General features: G+C 74.3%; 20 protein-coding genes. 10 read left to right on the top strand and 10 right to left on the bottom strand.

Annotation, left to right across the window (positions count from 1 at the left end; all coding sequences use genetic code 11):
* Nucleotides 1-128 precede the first annotated feature (128 nt).
* Both IG63_RS23800 and IG63_RS0106065 read left to right on the top strand, forming a co-directional pair.
* Nucleotides 129-503, top strand: coding sequence for a helix-turn-helix transcriptional regulator (locus tag IG63_RS23800; RefSeq protein WP_051706193.1), 375 nt, complete (start codon nucleotides 129-131; stop codon nucleotides 501-503).
* Entirely contained in the window at nucleotides 490-1,047 is a 558-nt protein-coding gene (locus tag IG63_RS0106065) for an HAAS signaling domain-containing protein (RefSeq protein WP_030483487.1), read from the top strand. The genes IG63_RS23800 and IG63_RS0106065 overlap by 14 nt, the downstream gene beginning before the upstream one ends.
* 17 nt (nucleotides 1,048-1,064) lie before the next feature.
* Here IG63_RS0106065 and IG63_RS0106060 read toward each other — a convergent pair whose 3' ends face one another.
* Genes IG63_RS0106060 through serS form a run of 5 tightly spaced genes read right to left on the bottom strand, consistent with a single transcriptional unit; the run spans nucleotide 1,065 to nucleotide 6,185 of the window.
* Nucleotides 1,065-2,219: an RNA polymerase sigma factor gene (locus tag IG63_RS0106060; RefSeq protein ID WP_157210045.1), complete on the bottom strand. Its 1,155-nt coding sequence runs from the start codon at nucleotides 2,217-2,219 to the stop codon at nucleotides 1,065-1,067.
* 2 nt (nucleotides 2,220-2,221) lie between these two features.
* A complete protein-coding gene (locus IG63_RS0106055; RefSeq protein ID WP_030483485.1) occupies nucleotides 2,222-2,629 on the bottom strand; it encodes a YciI family protein in 408 nt (135 codons plus the stop codon).
* A 40-nt stretch (nucleotides 2,630-2,669) separates the two neighbouring features.
* Nucleotides 2,670-4,079, bottom strand: coding sequence for a Cof-type HAD-IIB family hydrolase (locus IG63_RS23505; RefSeq protein ID WP_084596697.1), 1,410 nt, complete (start codon nucleotides 4,077-4,079; stop codon nucleotides 2,670-2,672).
* Nucleotides 4,067-4,912, bottom strand: coding sequence for an HAD family hydrolase (locus IG63_RS0106045; protein ID WP_030483483.1), 846 nt, complete (start codon nucleotides 4,910-4,912; stop codon nucleotides 4,067-4,069). Before IG63_RS0106045 ends, IG63_RS23505 begins: the two co-directional genes overlap by 13 nt.
* Complete coding sequence (gene serS / locus IG63_RS0106040; protein WP_030483482.1) at nucleotides 4,905-6,185, bottom strand: serine--tRNA ligase; 1,281 nt, start codon at nucleotides 6,183-6,185, stop codon at nucleotides 4,905-4,907. The genes IG63_RS0106045 and serS overlap by 8 nt, the downstream gene beginning before the upstream one ends.
* Nucleotides 6,186-6,501: 316 nt before the next feature.
* On the opposite strand from serS, the gene IG63_RS0106035 reads away from it, so the two are divergent.
* Nucleotides 6,502-8,082, top strand: coding sequence for a bifunctional phosphatase PAP2/diacylglycerol kinase family protein (locus IG63_RS0106035; protein ID WP_051706192.1), 1,581 nt, complete (start codon nucleotides 6,502-6,504; stop codon nucleotides 8,080-8,082).
* A gap of 128 nt (nucleotides 8,083-8,210) precedes the next feature.
* Here IG63_RS0106035 and IG63_RS0106030 read toward each other — a convergent pair whose 3' ends face one another.
* The gene (locus IG63_RS0106030) at nucleotides 8,211-8,606 is read right to left on the bottom strand and encodes a DUF4446 family protein (protein ID WP_030483480.1); all 396 of its coding nucleotides are present in this window, start codon (nucleotides 8,604-8,606) and stop codon (nucleotides 8,211-8,213) included.
* A gap of 81 nt (nucleotides 8,607-8,687) precedes the next feature.
* Here IG63_RS0106030 and IG63_RS0106025 point away from each other — a divergent pair, with 81 nt between their 5' ends.
* From IG63_RS0106025 to IG63_RS0105995, 7 genes are all read left to right on the top strand, one after another.
* Nucleotides 8,688-9,533 carry a prephenate dehydratase gene (locus tag IG63_RS0106025; protein ID WP_030483479.1) on the top strand — a complete coding sequence of 282 codons (846 nt, stop codon included), beginning with the start codon at nucleotides 8,688-8,690 and terminating at the stop codon, nucleotides 9,531-9,533.
* Nucleotides 9,534-9,684: 151 nt separating this feature from the next.
* Nucleotides 9,685-10,140 (top strand): DUF6220 domain-containing protein, encoded by a 456-nt coding sequence (locus IG63_RS0106020; protein WP_030483478.1) that lies wholly within the window; start codon nucleotides 9,685-9,687, stop codon nucleotides 10,138-10,140.
* Nucleotides 10,141-10,159: 19 nt separating this feature from the next.
* Nucleotides 10,160-11,647, top strand: a complete 1,488-nt coding sequence (locus tag IG63_RS0106015) for a multicopper oxidase family protein (protein ID WP_030483477.1) — start codon at nucleotides 10,160-10,162, stop codon at nucleotides 11,645-11,647.
* A 20-nt stretch (nucleotides 11,648-11,667) separates the two neighbouring features.
* Complete coding sequence (gene larB, locus IG63_RS0106010) at nucleotides 11,668-12,354, top strand: nickel pincer cofactor biosynthesis protein LarB (RefSeq protein ID WP_030483476.1); 687 nt, start codon at nucleotides 11,668-11,670, stop codon at nucleotides 12,352-12,354.
* Entirely contained in the window at nucleotides 12,351-13,559 is a 1,209-nt protein-coding gene (gene larC, locus IG63_RS0106005) for a nickel pincer cofactor biosynthesis protein LarC (RefSeq protein ID WP_030483475.1), read from the top strand. Before larB ends, larC begins: the two co-directional genes overlap by 4 nt.
* Nucleotides 13,560-13,568: 9 nt before the next feature.
* Entirely contained in the window at nucleotides 13,569-14,780 is a 1,212-nt protein-coding gene (locus tag IG63_RS0106000) for an arginine deiminase (protein ID WP_030483474.1), read from the top strand.
* A 98-nt stretch (nucleotides 14,781-14,878) separates the two neighbouring features.
* Nucleotides 14,879-15,175: a DUF4333 domain-containing protein gene (locus IG63_RS0105995; protein ID WP_030483473.1), complete on the top strand. Its 297-nt coding sequence runs from the start codon at nucleotides 14,879-14,881 to the stop codon at nucleotides 15,173-15,175.
* Nucleotides 15,176-15,238: 63 nt separating this feature from the next.
* Here the strand turns inward: IG63_RS0105995 and IG63_RS0105990 are convergent, their stop codons facing one another.
* The 4 genes from IG63_RS0105990 to IG63_RS0105975 all read right to left on the bottom strand — a co-directional run bounded on the left by IG63_RS0105990 (nucleotide 15,239) and on the right by IG63_RS0105975 (nucleotide 18,646).
* Nucleotides 15,239-16,114 carry a sulfite exporter TauE/SafE family protein gene (locus tag IG63_RS0105990; protein WP_245604341.1) on the bottom strand — a complete coding sequence of 292 codons (876 nt, stop codon included), beginning with the start codon at nucleotides 16,112-16,114 and terminating at the stop codon, nucleotides 15,239-15,241.
* A gap of 256 nt (nucleotides 16,115-16,370) precedes the next feature.
* Nucleotides 16,371-17,318: a DUF5926 family protein gene (locus IG63_RS0105985; protein WP_030483471.1), complete on the bottom strand. Its 948-nt coding sequence runs from the start codon at nucleotides 17,316-17,318 to the stop codon at nucleotides 16,371-16,373.
* Nucleotides 17,319-17,351: 33 nt separating this feature from the next.
* A complete protein-coding gene (locus IG63_RS0105980; protein ID WP_157210044.1) occupies nucleotides 17,352-17,774 on the bottom strand; it encodes an ATP-binding protein in 423 nt (140 codons plus the stop codon).
* Nucleotides 17,775-17,851: 77 nt separating this feature from the next.
* Nucleotides 17,852-18,646 (bottom strand): glycerophosphodiester phosphodiesterase, encoded by a 795-nt coding sequence (locus IG63_RS0105975; RefSeq protein ID WP_030483469.1) that lies wholly within the window; start codon nucleotides 18,644-18,646, stop codon nucleotides 17,852-17,854.
* Nucleotides 18,647-18,699 lie beyond the last annotated feature (53 nt).

Genomic DNA, 18,699 nt, shown 5'->3' with positions numbered 1-18,699 from the left:
TCGACCACCCGGACCCCCGGGTGGTCGAGGAAGGCGCGCAGCGCCTGTCTCGAGACCCGGTGAGGCGGACGGCACGCGGGTCCCGTCGGTAGGTTGCGCGGCTGACTAGTCAGTCGTACTGTCTAGCCATGGTCGACGAGGCGTCCCCCTGGCCGGGGGAGTGGATGCGGGGCGTGCTGACCCTGTGCGTCCTGGCCGTCGTCGACGAGGGACGCACCTACGGCTACGCGATCGCCGCACGCCTCGCCGAGGCCGGTCTCGGGACGGTCAAGGGCGGGACGCTCTACCCGATCCTCGGCCGCCTCGAGCAGGACGGGCTCGTCGCGTCGACCTGGGGGGCCGGGGAGTCCGGCCCGGGTCGGAAGTTCTTCGAGGCCACCCCGCTCGGTCGGGAGCACCTGGCCGAGCGCACGGCCCGGTGGGACGACTTCGTCGACCGCGCCGGCTCCCTGCTGCACCACTCCACCGCCGCACAACCGAGGACCCGCCATGACGTCTCCTGACCGCACCGCCGTCGACTCCTACCGCGAGCGGCTGCTCCTCGCGCTGCGGATGCGCGACGTGCCCGGTGACCGGATCGGCGAGGTCCTCGCCGAGGTCGAGGCGCACGTGGCCGAGACCGGGGAGGACCCCGTCGACGCCTTCGGGCCGCCGCGTCGCTACGCCGACCAGGTCGTGGAGGTCAGCGGTCGCCGCGGGCGCTGGCACCTCGACCGCGGCACCGTCGTCAGCTCGCTGCTGATCGCCGTCGTCTCCTTCGCCGCGACGAGCCTCACCATGGGTGGCGCCGTGGGCGTGCTCGGCGACGGTGATCCCGGTCCTCTCGGGATCCCGGCCGGCGTCGAGCTGGCGCTCGGGCTTGCCCTCGCGGCGGCCGTGCTGACCGGGCTGGTGCGCTACACGCGACGGATGGACGACCCGGTCGTCGACCCCCGGTCCGGACAGCGGGTCGGAGACCTGCCGGCGTGGGTCCCGCCGACGGTCTTCACGGGGCTCTTCGCTGCCGTGGTGGTGCTGGCGCTCGTCGTCGACCACCTCACCTCCTGACCTGCCGGCGTGCGGGGTCAGGAGTGGGGGTGCAGACGGGCGGCCTGGCGGGTGAGGTGGTCGCGCTCGGCGGTGCTGGTGGCGGCGCGGGCGGCGGCGGTGTACAGGCGGGCCGCTGCGGCGAGGTCGCCCGCGCGCTCGTGCAGGTACGCCGCGACGGCGTCGTGGCGGGGCAGCGAGGGGTCGACCTCGGCCAGGGCGGCGAGCCCCGCCGGTGCGCCGTCGGCCTCGCCGACGGCGACGGCGCGGTTGAGCCGGACGACGGGGCTGTCGGTGAGGGCGAGCAGCTCGTCGTACCACTCCACGACCTGCACCCAGTCGGTCTCCTCCGCGCTGGGGGCGTCGGCGTGCAGCGCGGCGATCGCGGCCTGCGCCTGGTACTCGCCGAGCCGGTCGCGGGCCAGCGCCGACTGCAGCAGGGCGACGCCCTCGGCCACCATGGCGGTGTCCCAGCGGCCGCGGTCCTGCTCGGCCAGCGGGACGAGCGCGCCGTCGGGCCGGGTGCGGCTGGCGCGGCGGGCGTGGTGCAGCAGCATCAGGGCCAGGAGGCCGTGCACCTCGGGCTCGTCGGTGAGCCGGGCGAGCTGCCGGGTGAGCCGGATGGCCTCGGCGGCGAGGTCGACCTCGCCGGAGTAGCCCTCGTTGAAGACGAGGTAGAGCACCCGGAGCACCGTCGCCAGCTCGCGCGGCCCGTCGAGGCCGGCCTCGGCCACGGTGCGCTTGGCGCGGCTGATCCGCTGGGCCATCGTCGCCTCCGGCACGAGGTACGCCGCCGCCACCTCCCGGGTGGTCAGTCCGCCCACGGCGCGCAGTGTCAGCGCCACCGCCGAGGTCGGCGAGAGAGCGGGGTGGGCGCACAGGAAGTGGAGCAGCAGGGTGTCGTCCCCGGCGGCCACCGGCCCCGGCTCCGGGATCGTGGCCACCTGCTCCTCGCGGCGGCGCCGAGCGCCCTCGGAGCGCGCGGCGTCGACGAAGCAGCGCCACGCGACCGTGACCAGCCAGGCCTCGGGGTCGTCCGGGGTGCCGTCGTCGGGCCAGCGCCGCCAGGCGCGCAGCAGGGCCTCCTGCACGGCGTCCTCGGCCGTCGCGAAGTCGGCTCCGCGACGGACGAGGACGCCGAGCACCCGGGGCGTCAGCTCCCGCAGCAGCTGCGGGTCGACGGGTGCGGGCACGGTCAGTCGGCGACTGTGGGCGCCGCGCCGTAGACCGGACGCACCTCGAGCCACTCGTGCAGCGGCTCGCCGCCGGGGCCGGGGGCGGCCGACAGCTCGGCGGCCAGCGCGTGGGCACGCGCCTCGTCCTCGACGTCGATCATCATCCAGCCGGCGATGAGGTCCTTGGTCTCGGCGAAGGGACCGTCGGTGACCGGCGGCCTGCCCTCGCCGTCGTAGCGCACGAAGGTGCCCCCGGGCGCGAGCGCCTGCTCGCCCACGAACTCGCCCGACTCCTCCAGGCGGCGGGCGAAGTCGCGCATGTAGCCCACGTGGGCGTCGACCTCCTCGGGCCGCCACTCCTCCAGCGGGCCGTGGTCGACCACGCGCTCGGGGCCGCCGCGGTAGTGCTTCAGCAGCAGGTACTTCATGTCGTTCGCTCCTCCGGTGTCGCGGCCCCCGTGGCCGCTCTCACCCCTGGGACGGAGCCGCGGAGCCCGTCTCGACATCCTCGGCGAGGATCCTCTCGATGACCTCCGCCACGCCGTCGTCGTCGTTGCTCCCGGCGGTGCGCGTGGCAGCCTCCGCCGCCAGCGGGTGCGCCTGCGCCATGGCGTACGACGTGCCGGCCCACCGCAGCATCGCCACGTCGTTCGGCATGTCGCCCAGGGCCACCACCTCGCCGGGCTTCACCCCCAGCTCCTCGCACAGCAGCGCCAGGGTGGAGGCCTTGGTGACGCCGGCGGCGCTGATCTCGAGCAGGTCGTCGCCGTTGGAGAAGGTCACCTCCACCCGCTCCCCGGCCAGCTGCTGCACTCGCGGGGCGTAGTCGTCGGCCAGGACGCCGGGGTTGCGCACGAGCAACTTCTGCACCGGCTGCGAGGCCAGCTCGGCCACGGCCTCCCGGCGTACGTCGGGCGCCAGCTCGTGCTGCGGGCGGTAGGTGTGCTCGACCGCGAAGCCCTCGAGCCGCTCGACGGCGAAGCTCGCGTCGGCGAACTCGGCCCGCACCGCCCGCACGACCGCGGCCACGTCGTCGGGCGCGATGGTGCGCTGCAGCCGGGGCTCGCCGGCGCCGACGTCCCAGACCAGGGCGCCGTTGGCGACGATCACCAGTCCGTGGCGGCCGACGTGCTCGAAGACCTGAGCGGCCCAGCGCAGCGGCCGACCGGTGACGAAGACGACCGGCAGGCCCACCTCGTGGGCCCGGGCCAGGGCGGCGGCGGTGCGCGGCGAGACGGTGCCGTCGTTGCGGAGCAGGGTCCCGTCGAGGTCGGTGGCCACCAGGCGCGGCGTGGCCGCCCGGCCCTGGGCGGGCCGGCGGGCGGGCCGGCGGGCGGGGGCCGGCGGCGGGATCGCGGCGGTGCCCGGGAGCGGCCGGACCATCACCAGCTCGCCGCCCTCGCGCGACCCGCGCAGCCCGGTGAAGCCGGCCCGGCTGACCAGGCGCATCGCGGCCGGGTCGTCGGGACGCACGGCCGCGCGCACGCGCACGCCGAGGCGGTCGGCCTCGGCGAGCAGCCCTGCCAGGGCCTCGCGGGCGGCGCCGTGGCCGCGGGCGTCCTCGACCAGGCGTACGACGGCCTCGACCTCCGTGACGCCGTCCTCGGCGGCCTCGGGCGGGCCGACGAGTCCGGCGCACCCGATCGTCGCGCCGTCACCGGCGCGCACGACGTGGCGCGGGCCCCAGCCGTGGGGCGGGTCGGCGGCGAGCGCGGCGAGGTCGCGGTCGCCGGCGCCGGGGTAGTCGGGGTGCCAGGAGATCCGGCGGCGCCCGGCGAGCATGCCGGCGGCGTCCTCCGGGGTGACGAGCGGCAGCCGCAGCCGGGAGGTGGTGACGCAGTCGACCGGCTCGCCCGCCTCCCCGGTCAGGGGAACCACCGCCGGATCTCGGTGGCCGCGCCGTCCTCGTCGACGGTGCCGGTGGAGGCGTCGGCGCTGTCGTGCACCACCTGCGGAGCCTGGCCCATGGCCACGCCGCGACGCGACCAGCGCAGCATGTCGAGGTCGTTGCGGCCGTCGCCGATGGAGAGCACGTCGTCGGACGTGAGGCCGAGGTGGTCGCAGACCAGCTGCAGCCCGGAGGCCTTGGAGACGCCGGGGGGCTGCAGGTCGAGCCAGGCGGTCCAGCCGATGAAGTACTCCGTGCCCTGCAGCCCGAGCCGCTCGGCGGTGGCGATGAAGTCCTCCACCGACGCCGAGGGGTCGCGGATGATGACGCGGCTGACGGGGTCGCCCACGATCTGCTCGATCGGGGTCTCCAGCATCTCGCCGGAGAGCTCGCCGGGCGGGAAGGGCCGGCTGACCTTGTAGCCGACGCCCCGCTCCTCGACGGCGACGAGCGCCTCCGGGTGCTGCTCGAGCACGGCGTGCACGGTGGCGCTCGCGTCGAAGGTGGTCTCCTCGACCACCTCGAAGGGTGGGTAGCGCGAGACCACCGCGCCGTTGGAGGAGACCAGCCAGAGCGGCTCCTCGCTGCCGGCGGGCAGGTCGAGGAGGTCGGCGACGGGCAGCATGCCGTGGGGGGAGCGCCCGCTGGCCAGCACGATGTGGGCGCCGGCGTCCTGCGCGGCGCGCACCGCGGCGTACACCGCGGGCGAGACGAGCTCGCGCAGCTGGCCCTGGCCCTCAACCCACTGCAGCAGCGTGCCGTCGATGTCGAGCGCGACCAGCCGGGGCTGCCAGGCGTCGGGGAGCGGCGCGGCCTCAGCCAAGGACCGGCTCCAGCAGCTCGCGCCCCTGCAGGTAGGGCTGCAGCGCGGCCGGTACCCGCACCGAGCCGTCGGCCTGCTGGTGGGTCTCGAGCAGCGCGACGATGGTGCGGGGGATGGCGGTCAGGGTGCCGTTGAGCGTGGCGACGGGCTTGACGTCGCCGCCCTCGAAGCGGCCCCGGATGCCGAGGCGGCGGGTCTGGAAGTCGGTGCAGTCGGAGGTCGAGGTCAGCTCGCGGTAGCGGCCCTGCGTGGGGATCCAGGCCTCGCAGTCGTACTTGCGGGCCGCCGAGAGTCCGAGGTCGCCGGCGGCCACGTCGATCACGCGGTAGGCGAGCTCGAGCTTGTCGAGCCACTCCTTCTCCCAGCCCAGCAGGCGCAGGTGCTCCTCGGCGGCGTCCTCGAGGGTGGTGTAGGTGAACATCTCGACCTTGTCGAACCAGTGGACGCGGAAGATCCCCCGCGTGTCCTTGCCGTGCGAGCCTGCCTCCTTGCGGAAGCAGGGGCTGAACGCGACGTAGCGCCGGGGCAACGTCTCGGCGTCGAGGATCTCGTCGGAGTGGTACGCCGCCAGCGGGACCTCCGAGGTGCCCACCAGGTAGGTGTCCTGGCCCTCGATCCGGTAGACGTCGTCGGCCGCCTGCCCGAGGAAGCCGGTGCCCTCCATGGCGCGCGGACGCACCAGCGTGGGGGGCACCATCGTGGTGAAGCCCGCGCCGCGCGCCTGGTCGAGCGCCATGTTGACCAGCGCGAACTCCAGGTCGGCGCCGGCGCCGGTGAGGTAGTAGAAGCGCGAGCCCGACACCTTGGCGCCCCGCTCGATGTCGATGGCGCCGAGGATCTTGCCGAGCTCGACGTGGTCGCGCGGGGTGAAGCCCTCGGCCTCGAAGTCGCGCTTGGTGCCGTGCTCGGAGATGACGGCGTAGTCGTCCTCCCCGCCGGCGGGGGCCTCCTCGGCGGCGGGGTTGGGGATCGCGAGCAGCGCCTGGCGCCACTCCTCGTCGGCCTCGGTCTGCGCGGTCTCGGCGGCGCGCACGTCGGCCGAGAGCGTCTTCGTGCGCGCGAGCAGCTCGGCCCGCTCCTCGCCCTGCGCCTGGGGGATCTGCTTGCCCAGCTGCTTCTGCTCCGCCCGCAGCCGCTCGAAGTCGGCGATGGCCGTGCGCCGCGCGGTGTCGGCCGCGAGCGCCCGGTCGACGGCGTCGCCGGAGAGCCCGCGCTTGGCCTGGGCTGCCTTGACGCGGTCGGGGTCGTCGCGGAGTACTCGTGGGTCGATCACCCGCCGAGCGTATCGAGCGCGCCCGCCCTCGCCGTACCGAGTTGTGCGTGGGGTGGGTCCGGCTGCGCCGCCGCCGGACTTTCCGCGGGGAAAGACCCCCGCGCCCGCGTTTCCGCGCCGAAGGCACCCGACACGCCGACGTACGACGATGCGATCGCGCGGAAACCGTCGTCGAGGTGCTTTCCCCGCGGAAAGCGCGGGGACGGCTCGACACCCGCGCCGCCCCGCGCCGTACGCCGCCCGCGGGGTGACGGTCCTCTCACGCGGGCGCGGGCGTGCGGGGTTTGCTGCGGGGGCTGCGTGATACTCACTGACCGTGAGTGACCAGCAGCAGCGGCGACGCGCGCGTGTGATCGGGGCCGTGACCTGCCTGGCGCTCTTCGGGGTGCTGCTCCTGCTGGTGGTGCTCGAGTGGCCGCCGCTGCGCGAGCTCGACGACGCGGTCGGCGCGGGGCCGCACGGGCTCACCGAGCAGCACGGCTGGCTGGAGGCCTTCTGGCGCGGGGTCAGCGCGACCTTCGACACGCTGCCGCTCACGGCCGCGACGATCGTCACCGCCGCGGCGCTGGTCTGGAAGGGCTATCGCCGGGCGGCGATCTGGACGCTCGGCGTGATGACCACGGTGTGGCTGGCGACCACGGCCATCAAGCTGCTGGTCGCGCGCGAGCGCCCCGACCTGGCGCTGCTGCAGCTGGAGAGCTTCTCCTACCCCTCGGGCCACGCCAGCGGCATCGTCGGTGCGGCCGGCGTCACGGTGGTGCTCACGACCATGCTCGTGCGCCGTGCCAACGTGCGGCGCCTGGTCACCGGCCTCGCCGTCGTCGTGGTGCTGCTCGTGGGGGCCGACCGGCTCTTCCTCGGCGTGCACTTCGTCTCCGACGTGCTGGGCGGCTTCCTGCTCTCCGGGGCGATCGTGCTGGGCTGGCGGGCGGCGTACGACCCGAAGCCGCGGAGCATCGCCGAGAAGGCGGTGCCGCTGCCGCAGGCGCTGCCCACCGAGCGCAAGCGCCTGGCGGTCGTGCTCAACCCGGTCAAGGTCGACGACGTCGGCCGCTTCCGCACGCTGGTGGAGGAGCTGGCGGCCGGCGCGGGCTACAGCTCGGTGCAGTGGTGGGAGACCACGCCGGAGGACACCGGCTACGGCATGGCGCACGAGGCGGCGGTCTCCGGCTGCGACCTGGTGCTCTCGGTGGGCGGCGACGGCACGGTGCGAGCCGTGTGCGAGGAGCTGGCGGGCACCGGCATCCCGGTCGGCATCGTGCCGGCGGGCACCGGCAACCTGCTGGCCCGCAACCTCGACCTGCCGCTCTACCTGCGCTCCGCCGTCGACGTCGGCCTCAACGGCCAGGACCGCGCGATCGACATGGTCGAGGTCTCGGGCGACCAGATGGAGGACACCACCTTCCTCGTCATGGCCGGCATGGGCTTCGACGCCGCGATCATGGAGGGCGTCAACGAGCAGGTGAAGGCCAAGGTCGGCTGGCTGGCCTACGTGTGGTCGGCACTGAAGGCGCTGATGTTCCCCGCCATCCGTGTCGACGTCTCCGTCGACGGCGGCGACTTCACGCGGCACCGCGCCCGCACCGTTGTGGTCGGCAACGTCGGCAGCCTGCAGGCCGGCATGCCGCTGATCCCGGACGCCGCCATCGACGACGGCCAGCTCGACGTGGTGCTGCTCTACCCGCGCCGCTTCCTGTCCTGGATCCCCCTCGCGGCGCGCGTGCTCAGCCGCAGCGCCCGCACCGACGAGACCATCACGCGGATGACCGGCCGCGAGGTCGTCGTCCGCGCCCACGCCGAGGCGCCCCGCCAGCTCGACGGCGACCTGATCCAGCCCGGCCGCGAGATCCGCGCCCGCTGCGTGCACGGCCGCCTGCTGGTGCGCGTACGCCGCTGAGGTCACACCGACCTCACGTCGCCAGGAAGTCTGCCGCTTCGCCAAGCGCACAACCTTGGCGAGGTGGCGAAGTCACTGGTTGACCAGTGACTTTGCCCGCCCACGAGCCGCCCGCAGCCGGCCCGAGGTCAGGGGCGGGCGTGGGAGAGGGCGTCCTGCTCCTCGGGGGAGAGCTGCTGGTCGCACTTCCAGTCGGCGATGCTCTTGGCGTAGGTGCGTGACTCCGCGCGACCCTGGATCGAGGTCAGCAGCACGCCGCTGCCGGCGTCGTCGAGCAGGGCGAGCGACCAGGAGAGCTGCCCGCCGGTGTCGGTGAAGGCGTCGTAGCGCACCACGGCGACGTGCCGCATCGACTGCGCGCCCTCGCGCCGCAGCGCAGCGACCTCGCGGCGCAGGGCCTGGACGTCGGTCGGGAGGTCGCCCTCGTCGACCGGACGGCGCCGCGCGCCACCGCGGCCGCGCCACGCCACGACGAGCGCGGCGACGGCGACCAGCAGGGCGAGCACCGCGAGGAAGGTCTGCACGCGACGAGGGTAGGCAGACCCTCCTTCTCGCCGTACGACGGCACGCCCGGCGGACCGAGGGCGCCGTGGGAAACTCCCCCGGTGACGACCCCCGCCAGCCGGATCGCCTACCAGGGCGAGCCGGGCGCCAACTCCCACCTGGTCTGCCTGGAGCACTACCCCGACCTCGAGGCCGTGCCCTGCGCCTCCTTCGAGGACGCCTTCGCCGCGGCGGCCAGCGGCGAGACCGACCTCGCGATGATCCCGATCGACAACTCGATCGCCGGCCGGGTCGCCGACGTGCACCACTTCCTGCCCGACTCCGGGCTGCACATCGTCGCGGAGCACTTCCTGCGCATCCAGTTCTCGCTGATGGCGCTGCCGGGGGCGACGCTCGACTCGATCCGGACCGTGCACAGCCACGTGCACGCCCTCGGCCAGTGCCGGCGCGTGATCCGCGAGCTCGGCCTGCGACCGATGATCTCCGGCGACACGGCAGGAGCCGCGCGCGAGGTCGCGGAGTCCGGCGACCTGACCCAGGCGGCCATCTCTCCGCCGCTGGCCGCCGACACCTACGGCCTGCAGGTGCTGCGCGACGACGTCGAGGACGAGGACCACAACACCACTCGCTTCGTGGTGCTCTCGCGCGACTTCGTGCAGGCGGAGGCGGGCCGGGGGCCGGTCGTCACGTCGTTCGTCTTCAACGTGCGCAACCTGCCCGCCGCGCTCTACAAGGCCCTGGGCGGCTTCGCGACCAACGGGGTCAACATGACCAAGCTCGAGAGCTACATGGTGGGCGGCCACTTCACCGGCACCCAGTTCCTCGCCGAGGTCGACGGCCACCCCGACGACCTGCCGGTGAAGCGGGCGCTGGAGGAGCTGCGCTTCTTCACCACCGACGTCAAGCTGCTCGGGGTGTACGCCGCCGATGCCTTCCGGGCCCGCTGAGCCCTTGTCGAGGGTCGGTTCGCGGCCATTTGCCGCATCTGCGGCGCCCGGTGATCTAGTCCGCCCGGCGTCGGTGGCGGCGAGGTCGTTGCCAGCGGTGGCGCCGGGGCGCTGACCTAGGGGGCACCACTCGCTCGAAGGGCCCACCGCCATGCACGCTGCCTACAAGGGACTCGCACACGCCATCGCCGGACTCGTCGCCTTCCAGGCCGCGGTCATGGTCTTCGCCATCTCCGGCCTCTACGTCTGGGTCCAGGACGGCAACACCCTCCAGGCCTCCGACATGGGGGAGGACGGCGGCCTGGAGTTCACCGGCGTCATCGGCTTCATGCTCCACGGCATGGTCGGCATGATCCTGATCCCGCTGGTGGCGCTCGTGCTGCTGATCGTCTCCTTCTTCGCCAAGGTCCCCGGCGGCGTCGTGTGGGCGGCCGTGGTGCTCGGGCTGGTCGTGCTCCAGGTCGCCCTCGGACTCTTCGGCCACAGCACGCCGTACGCCGGCCTGCTCCACGGGCTCAACGCGATGGTGCTCTTCGTCGTCGCGCTGCAGGCCGGCCGCCGGGTGCCGAGGTCGCAGCCGGCCGAGGCCGACCGCGTCGCGGCGTGACTCGGCGGCTCTCCCGCCCATGAGGAGCCGGCTCCGGCTGCTCCTCGCCGTCGGGCTCACCCTCGCCCTGGTGCTGCCCCTGGGCTGGATGTGGTGGGACAGCCGGCTGCCGGCGTCGTACTCCGTGGCCGACATGGGCGTGCCCGACTACGGCGGCGGGCCGGGCTTCGCGCACCTGCACGGCGGCGCGGTCGCGCTCGCCGCCGACGACGGCACCCCCACCGTGAGCGTCGACGACCTCGACACCGACGCCTCCGGGGAGCCCGACGTGCGCGTCGACCTCGTCGCCGCGCAGGGCACGGTCGGGCTCGCGAGCGGGGAGGAGGTCGAGGGCTTCACCCTCGACGGAGGCTCGCCCGGGCCGCTGATCGAGGCCACGGAGGGCGACCTCGTGGAGGTGACGCTGCGCAACGACGACGTCGAGGGCGGGATCACGCTGCACTGGCACGGCGTCGACGTGCCCAACGCCCAGGACGGCGTCGCCGGCGTCACCCAGGACGCCGTGATGCCCGGCGCCTCGCACACTCACCGCTGGGTGGCGCCGGCCGCCGGCAGCTACTGGTACCACTCCCACCAGCTCTCCCACGAGCAGGTGCGCGGCGGCCTCTTCGGCCCCCTCCTGGTGCACCCCCGTGCGCGTGACGACGCCCTCGACGTGATCGGGATGGCCCACTCCTACGGCGGCCTCAAGACCGTCAACGGCAGCACCGAGGACACCCGGGTCGAGGCCGAGCCGGGCCGGCGGGTGCGGCTGCGCGCCGTCAACACCGACAGCGACCCGATCCAGGTCTGGTCGAGCGAGACCGCGCGGGCGGTTGCCGTCGACGGCGTCGACGTGCACCGCCCCGGCGATGTCGAGGACCGCGCCGTCACCCTGCCCGCGGGCGGGCGGGTCGACCTGGTGGCCACGGTGCCGAACGACGGCACCGCGCTCCGGCTGGGCTTCGCCAACGGCCTCGGCGTGCTGGTCGGGCCACCCGACGCGTCCCCGCCGGACGACGCGCAGCCGGAGCGGACGCTCGACCTGCTGACGTACGGCGCCCCGGCCGACCTCGGCTTCGACCCCGAGGAGGCCGACCGCACCTTCGACTACTCCATCGGTCGTCGCCCCGGCTTCGTCGACGGGAGGCCCGGGATGTGGTGGAGCGTCAACGGCGAGCTGCTGCCCGACCTGCCGATGATGATGGTGCGCGAGGGCGACGTGGTGCGGGTGCGCTACTCCAACCACAGCGGCGAGGTGCACCCGATGCACCTGCACGGCCACCACGCCGTCAACCTCTCCCGGGACGGGGAGGTGGCCACCGGCAGCCCGTGGTGGTTCGACTCCCTCGACATCGCCCAGGGCGAGAGCTACGAGGTCGCCTTCGTGGCCGACAACCCCGGCCTCTGGATGGACCACTGCCACAAGCTGGTGCACGCGCGCGAGGGTCTGGTGACGCACCTGATGTACGAGGGCGTCACCACGCCCTACCGCCTCGGCGACGACAGCGGCAACGTGCCCGAGTGAGCGCCCGTTAGCGTGCGGGGATGAGCGACGAGCCCCGCACCGCCGACCTGGGCTACGCCCGCGTCGACCTCGACCGCGCCGGTCGCACCGGCGACGCCGAGGTGGTCTACGGCGCGGGCAAGACGCCGTCGCAGGTCGTCGGCATCCTGCGCACCCTGCACGAGCGCCACCCCGACCGGGCGGTGCTCGCGACCCGGGTCTCGCCCGAGGCGCTCGAGCTGGTCGGCCACGAGCTGCCCGAGGCGGTGCGCCACCCGGAGGCGCGTGCCGTCGTGCTCGGCGAGCCGCCGGAGCCACGTGGCCGGGTCGCGGTGGTCAGCGCCGGCACCTCCGACGCCCCGGTGGCCGCGGAGGCGGTGCTCTCGGTGCGGGTGCACGGGGCCGGGGTCGACCGGATCGACGACGTGGGGGTCGCCGGCCTGCACCGCCTGCTCGACGTGCGCGAGCGGCTCGTCGAGGCCGACTGCCTCGTCGTGGTCGCCGGCATGGAGGGCGCGCTGCCCAGCGTCGTCGGCGGGCTCTGCGGCGTCCCCCTGGTCGCCGTGCCCACCAGCGTCGGGTACGGCGCCTCCTTCGGGGGCCTCGCGCCCCTGCTCGCGATGCTCAACTCCTGCGCCCCCGGCGTGACCGTGGTCAACATCGACAACGGCTACGGCGCCGGCGTCTTCGCCGCGCGGGTGGCGCGCAGCGCCCGGGAGCGCGCGTGAGCGGCGCCGGCAGCGTGGTCTGGGTCGACGCGGGTGCCGGGGCGAGCGGCGACATGCTGCTGGGCGCCCTCGTGGGGGCCGGCGTGCCGCTCGGGGTGCTGGCCGACGCGGTCGACAAGGTCGCCCCCGGCCAGGTGCTGCTCCGCGAGGAGCGGGTACGCCGCGGCGGCCTCGCCGCCACCCGCTGCCACGTCGAGGTCGCCGACGACGCCCCCCACCGCAGCTGGCGCGACGTCGCCGCCCTGCTCGCCGCCGCCGGCCTGCACGAGGACGTGCGGGCGCTCGCCCACGACGTCTTCGAGCGGCTCGCCGAGGCCGAGGGACGCGTGCACGGCGTCGATCCCTCCGAGGTGCACTTCCACGAGGTCGGGGCGCTCGACGCGATCGCCGACGTCGTCGGCGTCTGCGCGGGCGTGGCGCACCTGGCGCGCGACGGCGTGTGGCCACGGGTGGTCTGCTCGTCCGTGGCGGTGGGCTCCGGCTCGGTGACCGGCGACCACGGACGGCTGCCCGTGCCCGCGCCCGCGGTCGCCGAGCTGCTGCGCGGCGTGGCGTCGTACGCCGGACCCGGCGGCGGCGAGGCCTGCACCCCCACGGGCGCGGCCCTGCTCACCGCGCTGGCCGACGCGTGGGGACCTCAGCCGGCGATGGTGGTCGACCGCGTCGGGGTCGGCGCGGGGGCGCGCGACCCCGAGGGTCACGCCAACGTCACCCGGGTCCTGGTCGGCACCCCCGTCGCCCTCGACGGCCCGGGTGCTGGCCATGGAGCTGGCACCGTCGTGCTCGAGTGCAACGTCGACGACCTCGACCCGCGGGTCTGGCCGGGCGTGCTGACCGCGCTCCTCGACGCCGGCGCCGACGACGCGTGGCTGACGCCGATCCTGATGAAGAAGGGCCGCCCCGCCCACACGCTGAGCGTGCTCGTGGGTGCCGAGCAGGTCGACCGCGTGCGCCGCGAGGTCTTCCGCCAGACGCCCACGATCGGGCTCCGCGAGGTGGCGGTGGTCAAGGAGGCGCTCGAGCGACGCCTCGTCGCGGTCGACGTGGAGGGGCACCCCGTGGAGGTCAAGGTGGCGCTGCTCGGCGGGGAGGTGGTCAACGTGCAGCCGGAGTTCGAGCACGTGGCCGACGCCGCGCGCGCCCTCGGCCTGCCGGTGCGCACCGTGCTCGCCCGCGCGGCCGCACGGGCGCAGGAGATCTCCTAGGCTCGCGGCATGACCGACACCGTCCGTCCCGGCGTCGACAGCGAGGTCGGGCGGCTGCGCACCGTGCTGCTGCACCGCCCGGGTCCCGAGCTGAAGCGGCTGACGCCCCGCAACAACGACCAGCTGCTCTTCGACGGCATCCCCTGGGTCTCGCGCGCCCAGGAGGAGCACGACGCCTTCGCGGAGGCGCTGCGCTCCCACGACGTGGAGGTGCTCTACCTGACCGGGCTGCTGACCGAGACGCTGGCCCTCGACGAGGCGCGGCACCGCGCCGTCGAGGGCGTGACCGCCTCGCTGCGGCTCGGCGACACCCTCCGGGACCACCTGCGCGGCTGGCTGGGCGAGCTGGCGCCCGAGGCGCTCACCGACGTGCTCACCGCCGGACTGCGCAACGACGAGGTGCGCGGCGGGGCGGGCCTGGTCACCAGCCTGCTGGCCGACGACGACTTCCTGATCGACCCGCTGCCCAACCTGCTCTTCACCCGCGACTCCAGCGTGTGGATCCGCGACCAGGTCGCGGTGACGTCGCTGGCGATGCCGGCGCGGAGCCGGGAGACCCAGCTGACGCAGCTGATCTACGCTCTGCACCCGCGCTTCGCCGGCACCACCACCATCCACGGGTGGCACCGCGAGCACGTGGAGGGCGGTGACGTGCTGCTGCTGGCGCCGGGCGTGCTGGCGGTCGGCGTGGGGGAGCGGACGACGCCCGCCGGCGCCGAGCGGCTGGCCCGGCAGGTCTTCGCCGACGGCAGCGCCCACACCGTGCTGGCGGTGCCGATCGCGCAGGACCGCGCCACGATGCACCTCGACACCGTCTGCACGATGGTCGACGTCGACACCTTCACGATCTACCCAAACCTCGCCGACCACCTGGTGGCGCACACCGTGACCCCGGGCGAGGAGGGGCGGCTCGAGGTGGCCGCGGCCGAGCCCTTCCTCGTCGCGGCCGCCAAGGCGATGGGGCTCGACACCCTGCGCACCATCGACACCGGGCTCGACCCCGTCACCGCCGAGCGCGAGCAGTGGGACGACGGCAACAACACCCTCGCCATCGCGCCCAAGCTCGCGGTGGCCTACGAGCGCAACGTCGAGACCAACGCCCGGCTCGAGGCCGCCGGCATCGAGGTGGTGGCGATCGCGGGCTCCGAGCTCGGGTCGGGACGGGGTGGGCCGCGCTGCATGTCGTGCCCCGTCGCGCGCGACGACCTCGCTCCGGCGTAGCTCGCCAGGACAGCGCCACTGCGGGTCGCCCGGTAGGTTCGTCCCGATCCGTCATCGCGAGACCGGACCCACCTCCGGCCACACCGGAAGGACCACCCATGCGCCGCACCCTCGCCCTCGTCGCCGGCTCGCTGCTCGTGCTCAGCGGCTGCGGCGGTCAGGCCGAAGTCAGCACCGACGACCTCGAGGAGCAGATCACCACGCAGCTCACCGAGAAGGTGGGTCGGGCGCCGGAGAGCGTGACCTGCGAGGACCCGCTGCCGGCTGAGGAGGGCGAACGCGTCCGCTGCCTGCTCAAGGACGGCGAGACCGAGCTCGACGTCGACGTCACTGCCTCGGAGGTCGACGGCGACAACGTCAGGTTCGACATCCAGGTCGAGGAGGCACCCAACTAGTCGGGTGTCGCCCTCACGGATCCGAGGAGACGCGTGCGCTGTGAGTCGACGCGCTGAGCACCGCTAGTCGTGCTGCCAGACCTTGACCGACGACAGGACCAGCAGCGCCGCCAGGAGCGGGACGAGGACGGCGCTCGGGACGACGCCGAGCAGCAGACCTCCGACGACGGTGCCTGCGACGGATCCGCCTGCCATGGCGAGCAGGAAGTGCTTGTTCGCGGCCAGCACGGTGAAGGACTGGTCGCGGCTGTAGCGGGCGAAGGCGACGAGCATCGTGGGGAGCGACACGGCCAGCGACAGGGATCCGGCGATCTTGATGTCGACGGCGTAGAGCATCACGATGGCGGGGATCAGGAGCTCGCCTCCTGCGACGCCCATGAGCGCCGCCACGACGCCGATGGCGACGCCTGCGACGACTCCGGCGACGACTTGCCAGGGGCCGTGGAGGCCGGCGGGCTCGAGGTGTCCGAGGTGGGTGACGACCAGCACGGCGGCGATCCCGACCAGCAGGACGGCGAGCACTCGGTAGAGGGTCCTCGAGCGCATGCGGGTGGCCCAGGTGGCGCCGACCCAGGCGCCGACGAGGCTGCCGAGGAGCAGGTTCGCCACGATGGCCCACTCGTCGACGACTCGGTCGAGGGGGACGCCGAGGAGTCGGGCCGGCAGGGCCGTGGCGACGACGACGAGGCTGAGGGCCTTGTTGAGGATCACGGCCTGCAGGGCGAGGAAGCCGAAGACCCCGATGAGCAGCGGGAGCCGGAGCTCGGCGCCGCCGAGCCCGATCATGCCGCCCAGGACGCCGACCGCGGCGCCCAGCGTCGCGGCGAGCCACAGCGACGGACGGCCGCGTCGCGCGGGGGTGAGGCGTGCGGCCGCGGGATTGGTGTCGTCAGCCTCGCCGGAGGGCTGAGCGGGCTGCGGTGGTCGGGGCCCTGGCACGGGTCGAGAGTAGGACCCCGGCACCCGACGGGCTCTCCGGTCGAGCGCGAGCCCACGGACCACCCGGGAGAGAGGCCGGACACGGGCGAGACCGTCCGCGGGTCGAGACGCCCGGGACATGAGATGCCCGGGACATGAGATGCCCGGCCGGTGTTGACGGGGGGGACAACATCGGCCGGGCACCTAGAAATGTACGGCATCGCGGAGCCCGTCCACAACCTGGACGTGGCAGGACTCCGCACGCGGGTCGTGCGGGCTACCGGACGGTCAGCTGACGGCTCGCCAGACCGGCCCGGGCCGCGCGCTCCTCGGAGGTCAGCGCGGCGTCCTCGGCGAGCGCCTGCTGCAGCCTGCCGGCCAGGGCGTCGAGAGGCTCCTCGATCGCCTCGGCGCCGGTGCCGCGCGGCAGGTCCCACACGGGGACGACGAGCCCGTGGGCGCGGAACATGCCGATCAGGCGGTCGCCCTCGACGAGGGAGTCGGTGCCGGCCGCGTGCAGCCGGGCCAGCGCGGTGAGCACGTCGTCCTCGGGCTCCGGCAGCACCCAGCGCAGGTACTCGCGCTCGCCCATCTCGGTCCAGTACGCCGCCGCCACCGAGGTGAGCCGCACCGTCGGTGAGGCGGCATCGTTGGCCTGCTCGAGCACGGCCGCCATGGTGCCGTCGTCGTCGACGTCGGCCAGCCAGTAGTCGAAGCCCTCGTGCACCTGCACCGTGAGGGGCTCGTCGGCCACCAGGTCCTGCAGCCGCGGCCCGTCGCCAGGAGCCTCCGGCAGGCCGACCAGGCTGCCCGGCTCGGCCTCGAGTGCCCGCTCGAGCACCGCGCCGAGGTCACGGCTGGGGTCGCCGTAGGAGTGCTGCACCTGCATGCCGAGCCACACCGTGCCGTCGTCGCGCACCATCGCCGGCGCGGCGCCGGGCAGCAGCGAGCAGAGCAGCACCGAGCGCTCGTGCTCCTCGCGCAGCGACAGCGGCGCCGTCGCGGCGGGCACGAACTCCTTCAGCGCGACCAGGTCGGTCTCGGCCGCCAGCCCCGCGAAGGGGCGCGCGACGTACGGCGTGGTGCCGTCACCGCTGCCGTGGCAGGCCTTGTAGCGCCGTCCGGAGCCGCAGGGGCACGGCTGGCGGGGGCCGACCGCACCCTCGGGGCCGCCCTGCTCCGTCGGGGTGGCGTCGGACCGCTGACGTCGTGACTTCTTGCCCATGCGCGCAGCCTAGGGTGCGCACCGACGACGTCCTCAGTCGAGCGGCACCTCGGCGTGCACCGTCGTACGGCGACGGTCGGACTCGACCCACCAGCGCCGCGCCAGGATCTCGACGATGGCCATGCCGCGTCCGCTGGTGTCGCCGATGCCGGCGTCGAGCACCTCGGGCGTGGAGTGGGCCCCGCCGTCGGTGACCGCGATGCTCAGCGTCGCCGCCTCGCGCTGACGCCACTCCACGCGCAGCATCTCGTCGTCGAGAGGTCGCGCGTGACGAACGGCGTTGCCGACGAGCTCGCTCAGGAGGAGCCGCGCGTCCTCGCGGCGTTCGTCCTCGGCCTCGATCTCGTCGAGCCACGCCTGCAGGCGGCCGCGAGCGATGCCCGCGCTCTCGGCCGTGAAGGGCAGGTCGATGGAGACAGGGGCTGGGGTCTGTGCCGGTTCGAGCGTCATGGTCATGCGGACCTCCACGTAACCGGGACACGGTGGGGGAGTTCCCGTGTCCTCGCGGCCAGCCTGCCCAGCGCCTCGCGGTGTCAAACTCCGAGGTGTCGACGCATCCGTGCGGGCTCGTCGGTGATGATCGCCTCGATGCCGAGGTCGGCGCAGAGGTCGGCATCGGCGGGGTCGTTGACCACCCAGCAGTGCACCGAGCGGCCCTTGTCGCGGATCCACGACCGCACCAGCCCGGGGTGGCTGCGGACGGTCTCGATGCCCGGACCCAGGATCCAGTGCGGCTCGACGAAGGGCTTGACCCTGGCCCAGTGCTGACGCCGGTCGTCGACCAGCATCACCAGGTCGAGGTCGGGCGTGAGCCGCTGCATCCGCCGCAGCGCCACCCAGGAGAAGGACATCACCTGCACCGGCGCGCCCTTCGCGGTGAAGCCGAAGTCGTCGAGCAGCTCGGCCAGGCGTCGCTCCACGAGCCCGGCGTAGCGGGTGGGGTGCTTGGTCTCGATGGCCATCCGCACCGGCCGGTCGTAGTCGAGGGAGGTCTCGATCAGGCGGCGCAGCGTCAGGATCCGGCCGCGCTCGGGGTCGGTGTCGGGGGCCTCGTCGTCGAGGTCGGCCCAGGGGTTCTTCCAGGTCGCCATGTCGATGCGCTCCAGCTCGGCCAGCTCCATGGCCGAGACCACGCCGCGGCTGGCCGCGGTGCGGCGCAGGTCGCGGTCGTGCACGCAGACCAGGTGACCGTCGGCGGTGAGCCGCACGTCGCACTCCAGGCCGTCGGCGCCGGCGTCGAGTGCGGCGACGTACGCCGCCAGGGTGTGCTCGGCGTGCTCCGAGCTCGCTCCGCGGTGGGCGACCACCAGCGGCGTCTGCCGGGCCATGGGTCGAGTCTGCCCACGCACGCGCCCCGGTGCACGGCCATCCGGCGCGCGTG

It is taken from the genome of Nocardioides aequoreus (assembly GCF_000720335.1).
Classification (GTDB): Bacteria; Actinomycetota; Actinomycetes; order Propionibacteriales; family Nocardioidaceae; genus Marmoricola; species Marmoricola aequoreus.
Note: the sequence above shows the minus strand (reverse complement) of the source record. Positions and strands in the feature narration are given on the sequence as shown.

Bases quoted from the DNA above. Each gene is read 5' to 3' on its own strand.
- IG63_RS23800 (WP_051706193.1), top strand. From the start codon at position 129: ATGGTCGACGAGGCGTCCCCCTGGCCGGGGGAGTGGATGCGGGGCGTG.
- IG63_RS0106065 (WP_030483487.1), top strand. From the start codon at position 490: ATGACGTCTCCTGACCGCACCGCCGTCGACTCCTACCGCGAGCGGCTG.
- IG63_RS0106055 (WP_030483485.1), bottom strand. From the start codon at position 2,629: ATGAAGTACCTGCTGCTGAAGCACTACCGCGGCGGCCCCGAGCGCGTG.
- IG63_RS0106020 (WP_030483478.1), top strand. From the start codon at position 9,685: ATGCACGCTGCCTACAAGGGACTCGCACACGCCATCGCCGGACTCGTC.
- IG63_RS0106015 (WP_030483477.1), top strand. From the start codon at position 10,160: ATGAGGAGCCGGCTCCGGCTGCTCCTCGCCGTCGGGCTCACCCTCGCC.
- larB (WP_030483476.1), top strand. From the start codon at position 11,668: ATGAGCGACGAGCCCCGCACCGCCGACCTGGGCTACGCCCGCGTCGAC.
- IG63_RS0106000 (WP_030483474.1), top strand. From the start codon at position 13,569: ATGACCGACACCGTCCGTCCCGGCGTCGACAGCGAGGTCGGGCGGCTG.
- IG63_RS0105995 (WP_030483473.1), top strand. From the start codon at position 14,879: ATGCGCCGCACCCTCGCCCTCGTCGCCGGCTCGCTGCTCGTGCTCAGC.
- IG63_RS0105985 (WP_030483471.1), bottom strand. From the start codon at position 17,318: ATGGGCAAGAAGTCACGACGTCAGCGGTCCGACGCCACCCCGACGGAG.
- IG63_RS0105980 (WP_157210044.1), bottom strand. From the start codon at position 17,774: ATGACCATGACGCTCGAACCGGCACAGACCCCAGCCCCTGTCTCCATC.
- IG63_RS0105975 (WP_030483469.1), bottom strand. From the start codon at position 18,646: ATGGCCCGGCAGACGCCGCTGGTGGTCGCCCACCGCGGAGCGAGCTCG.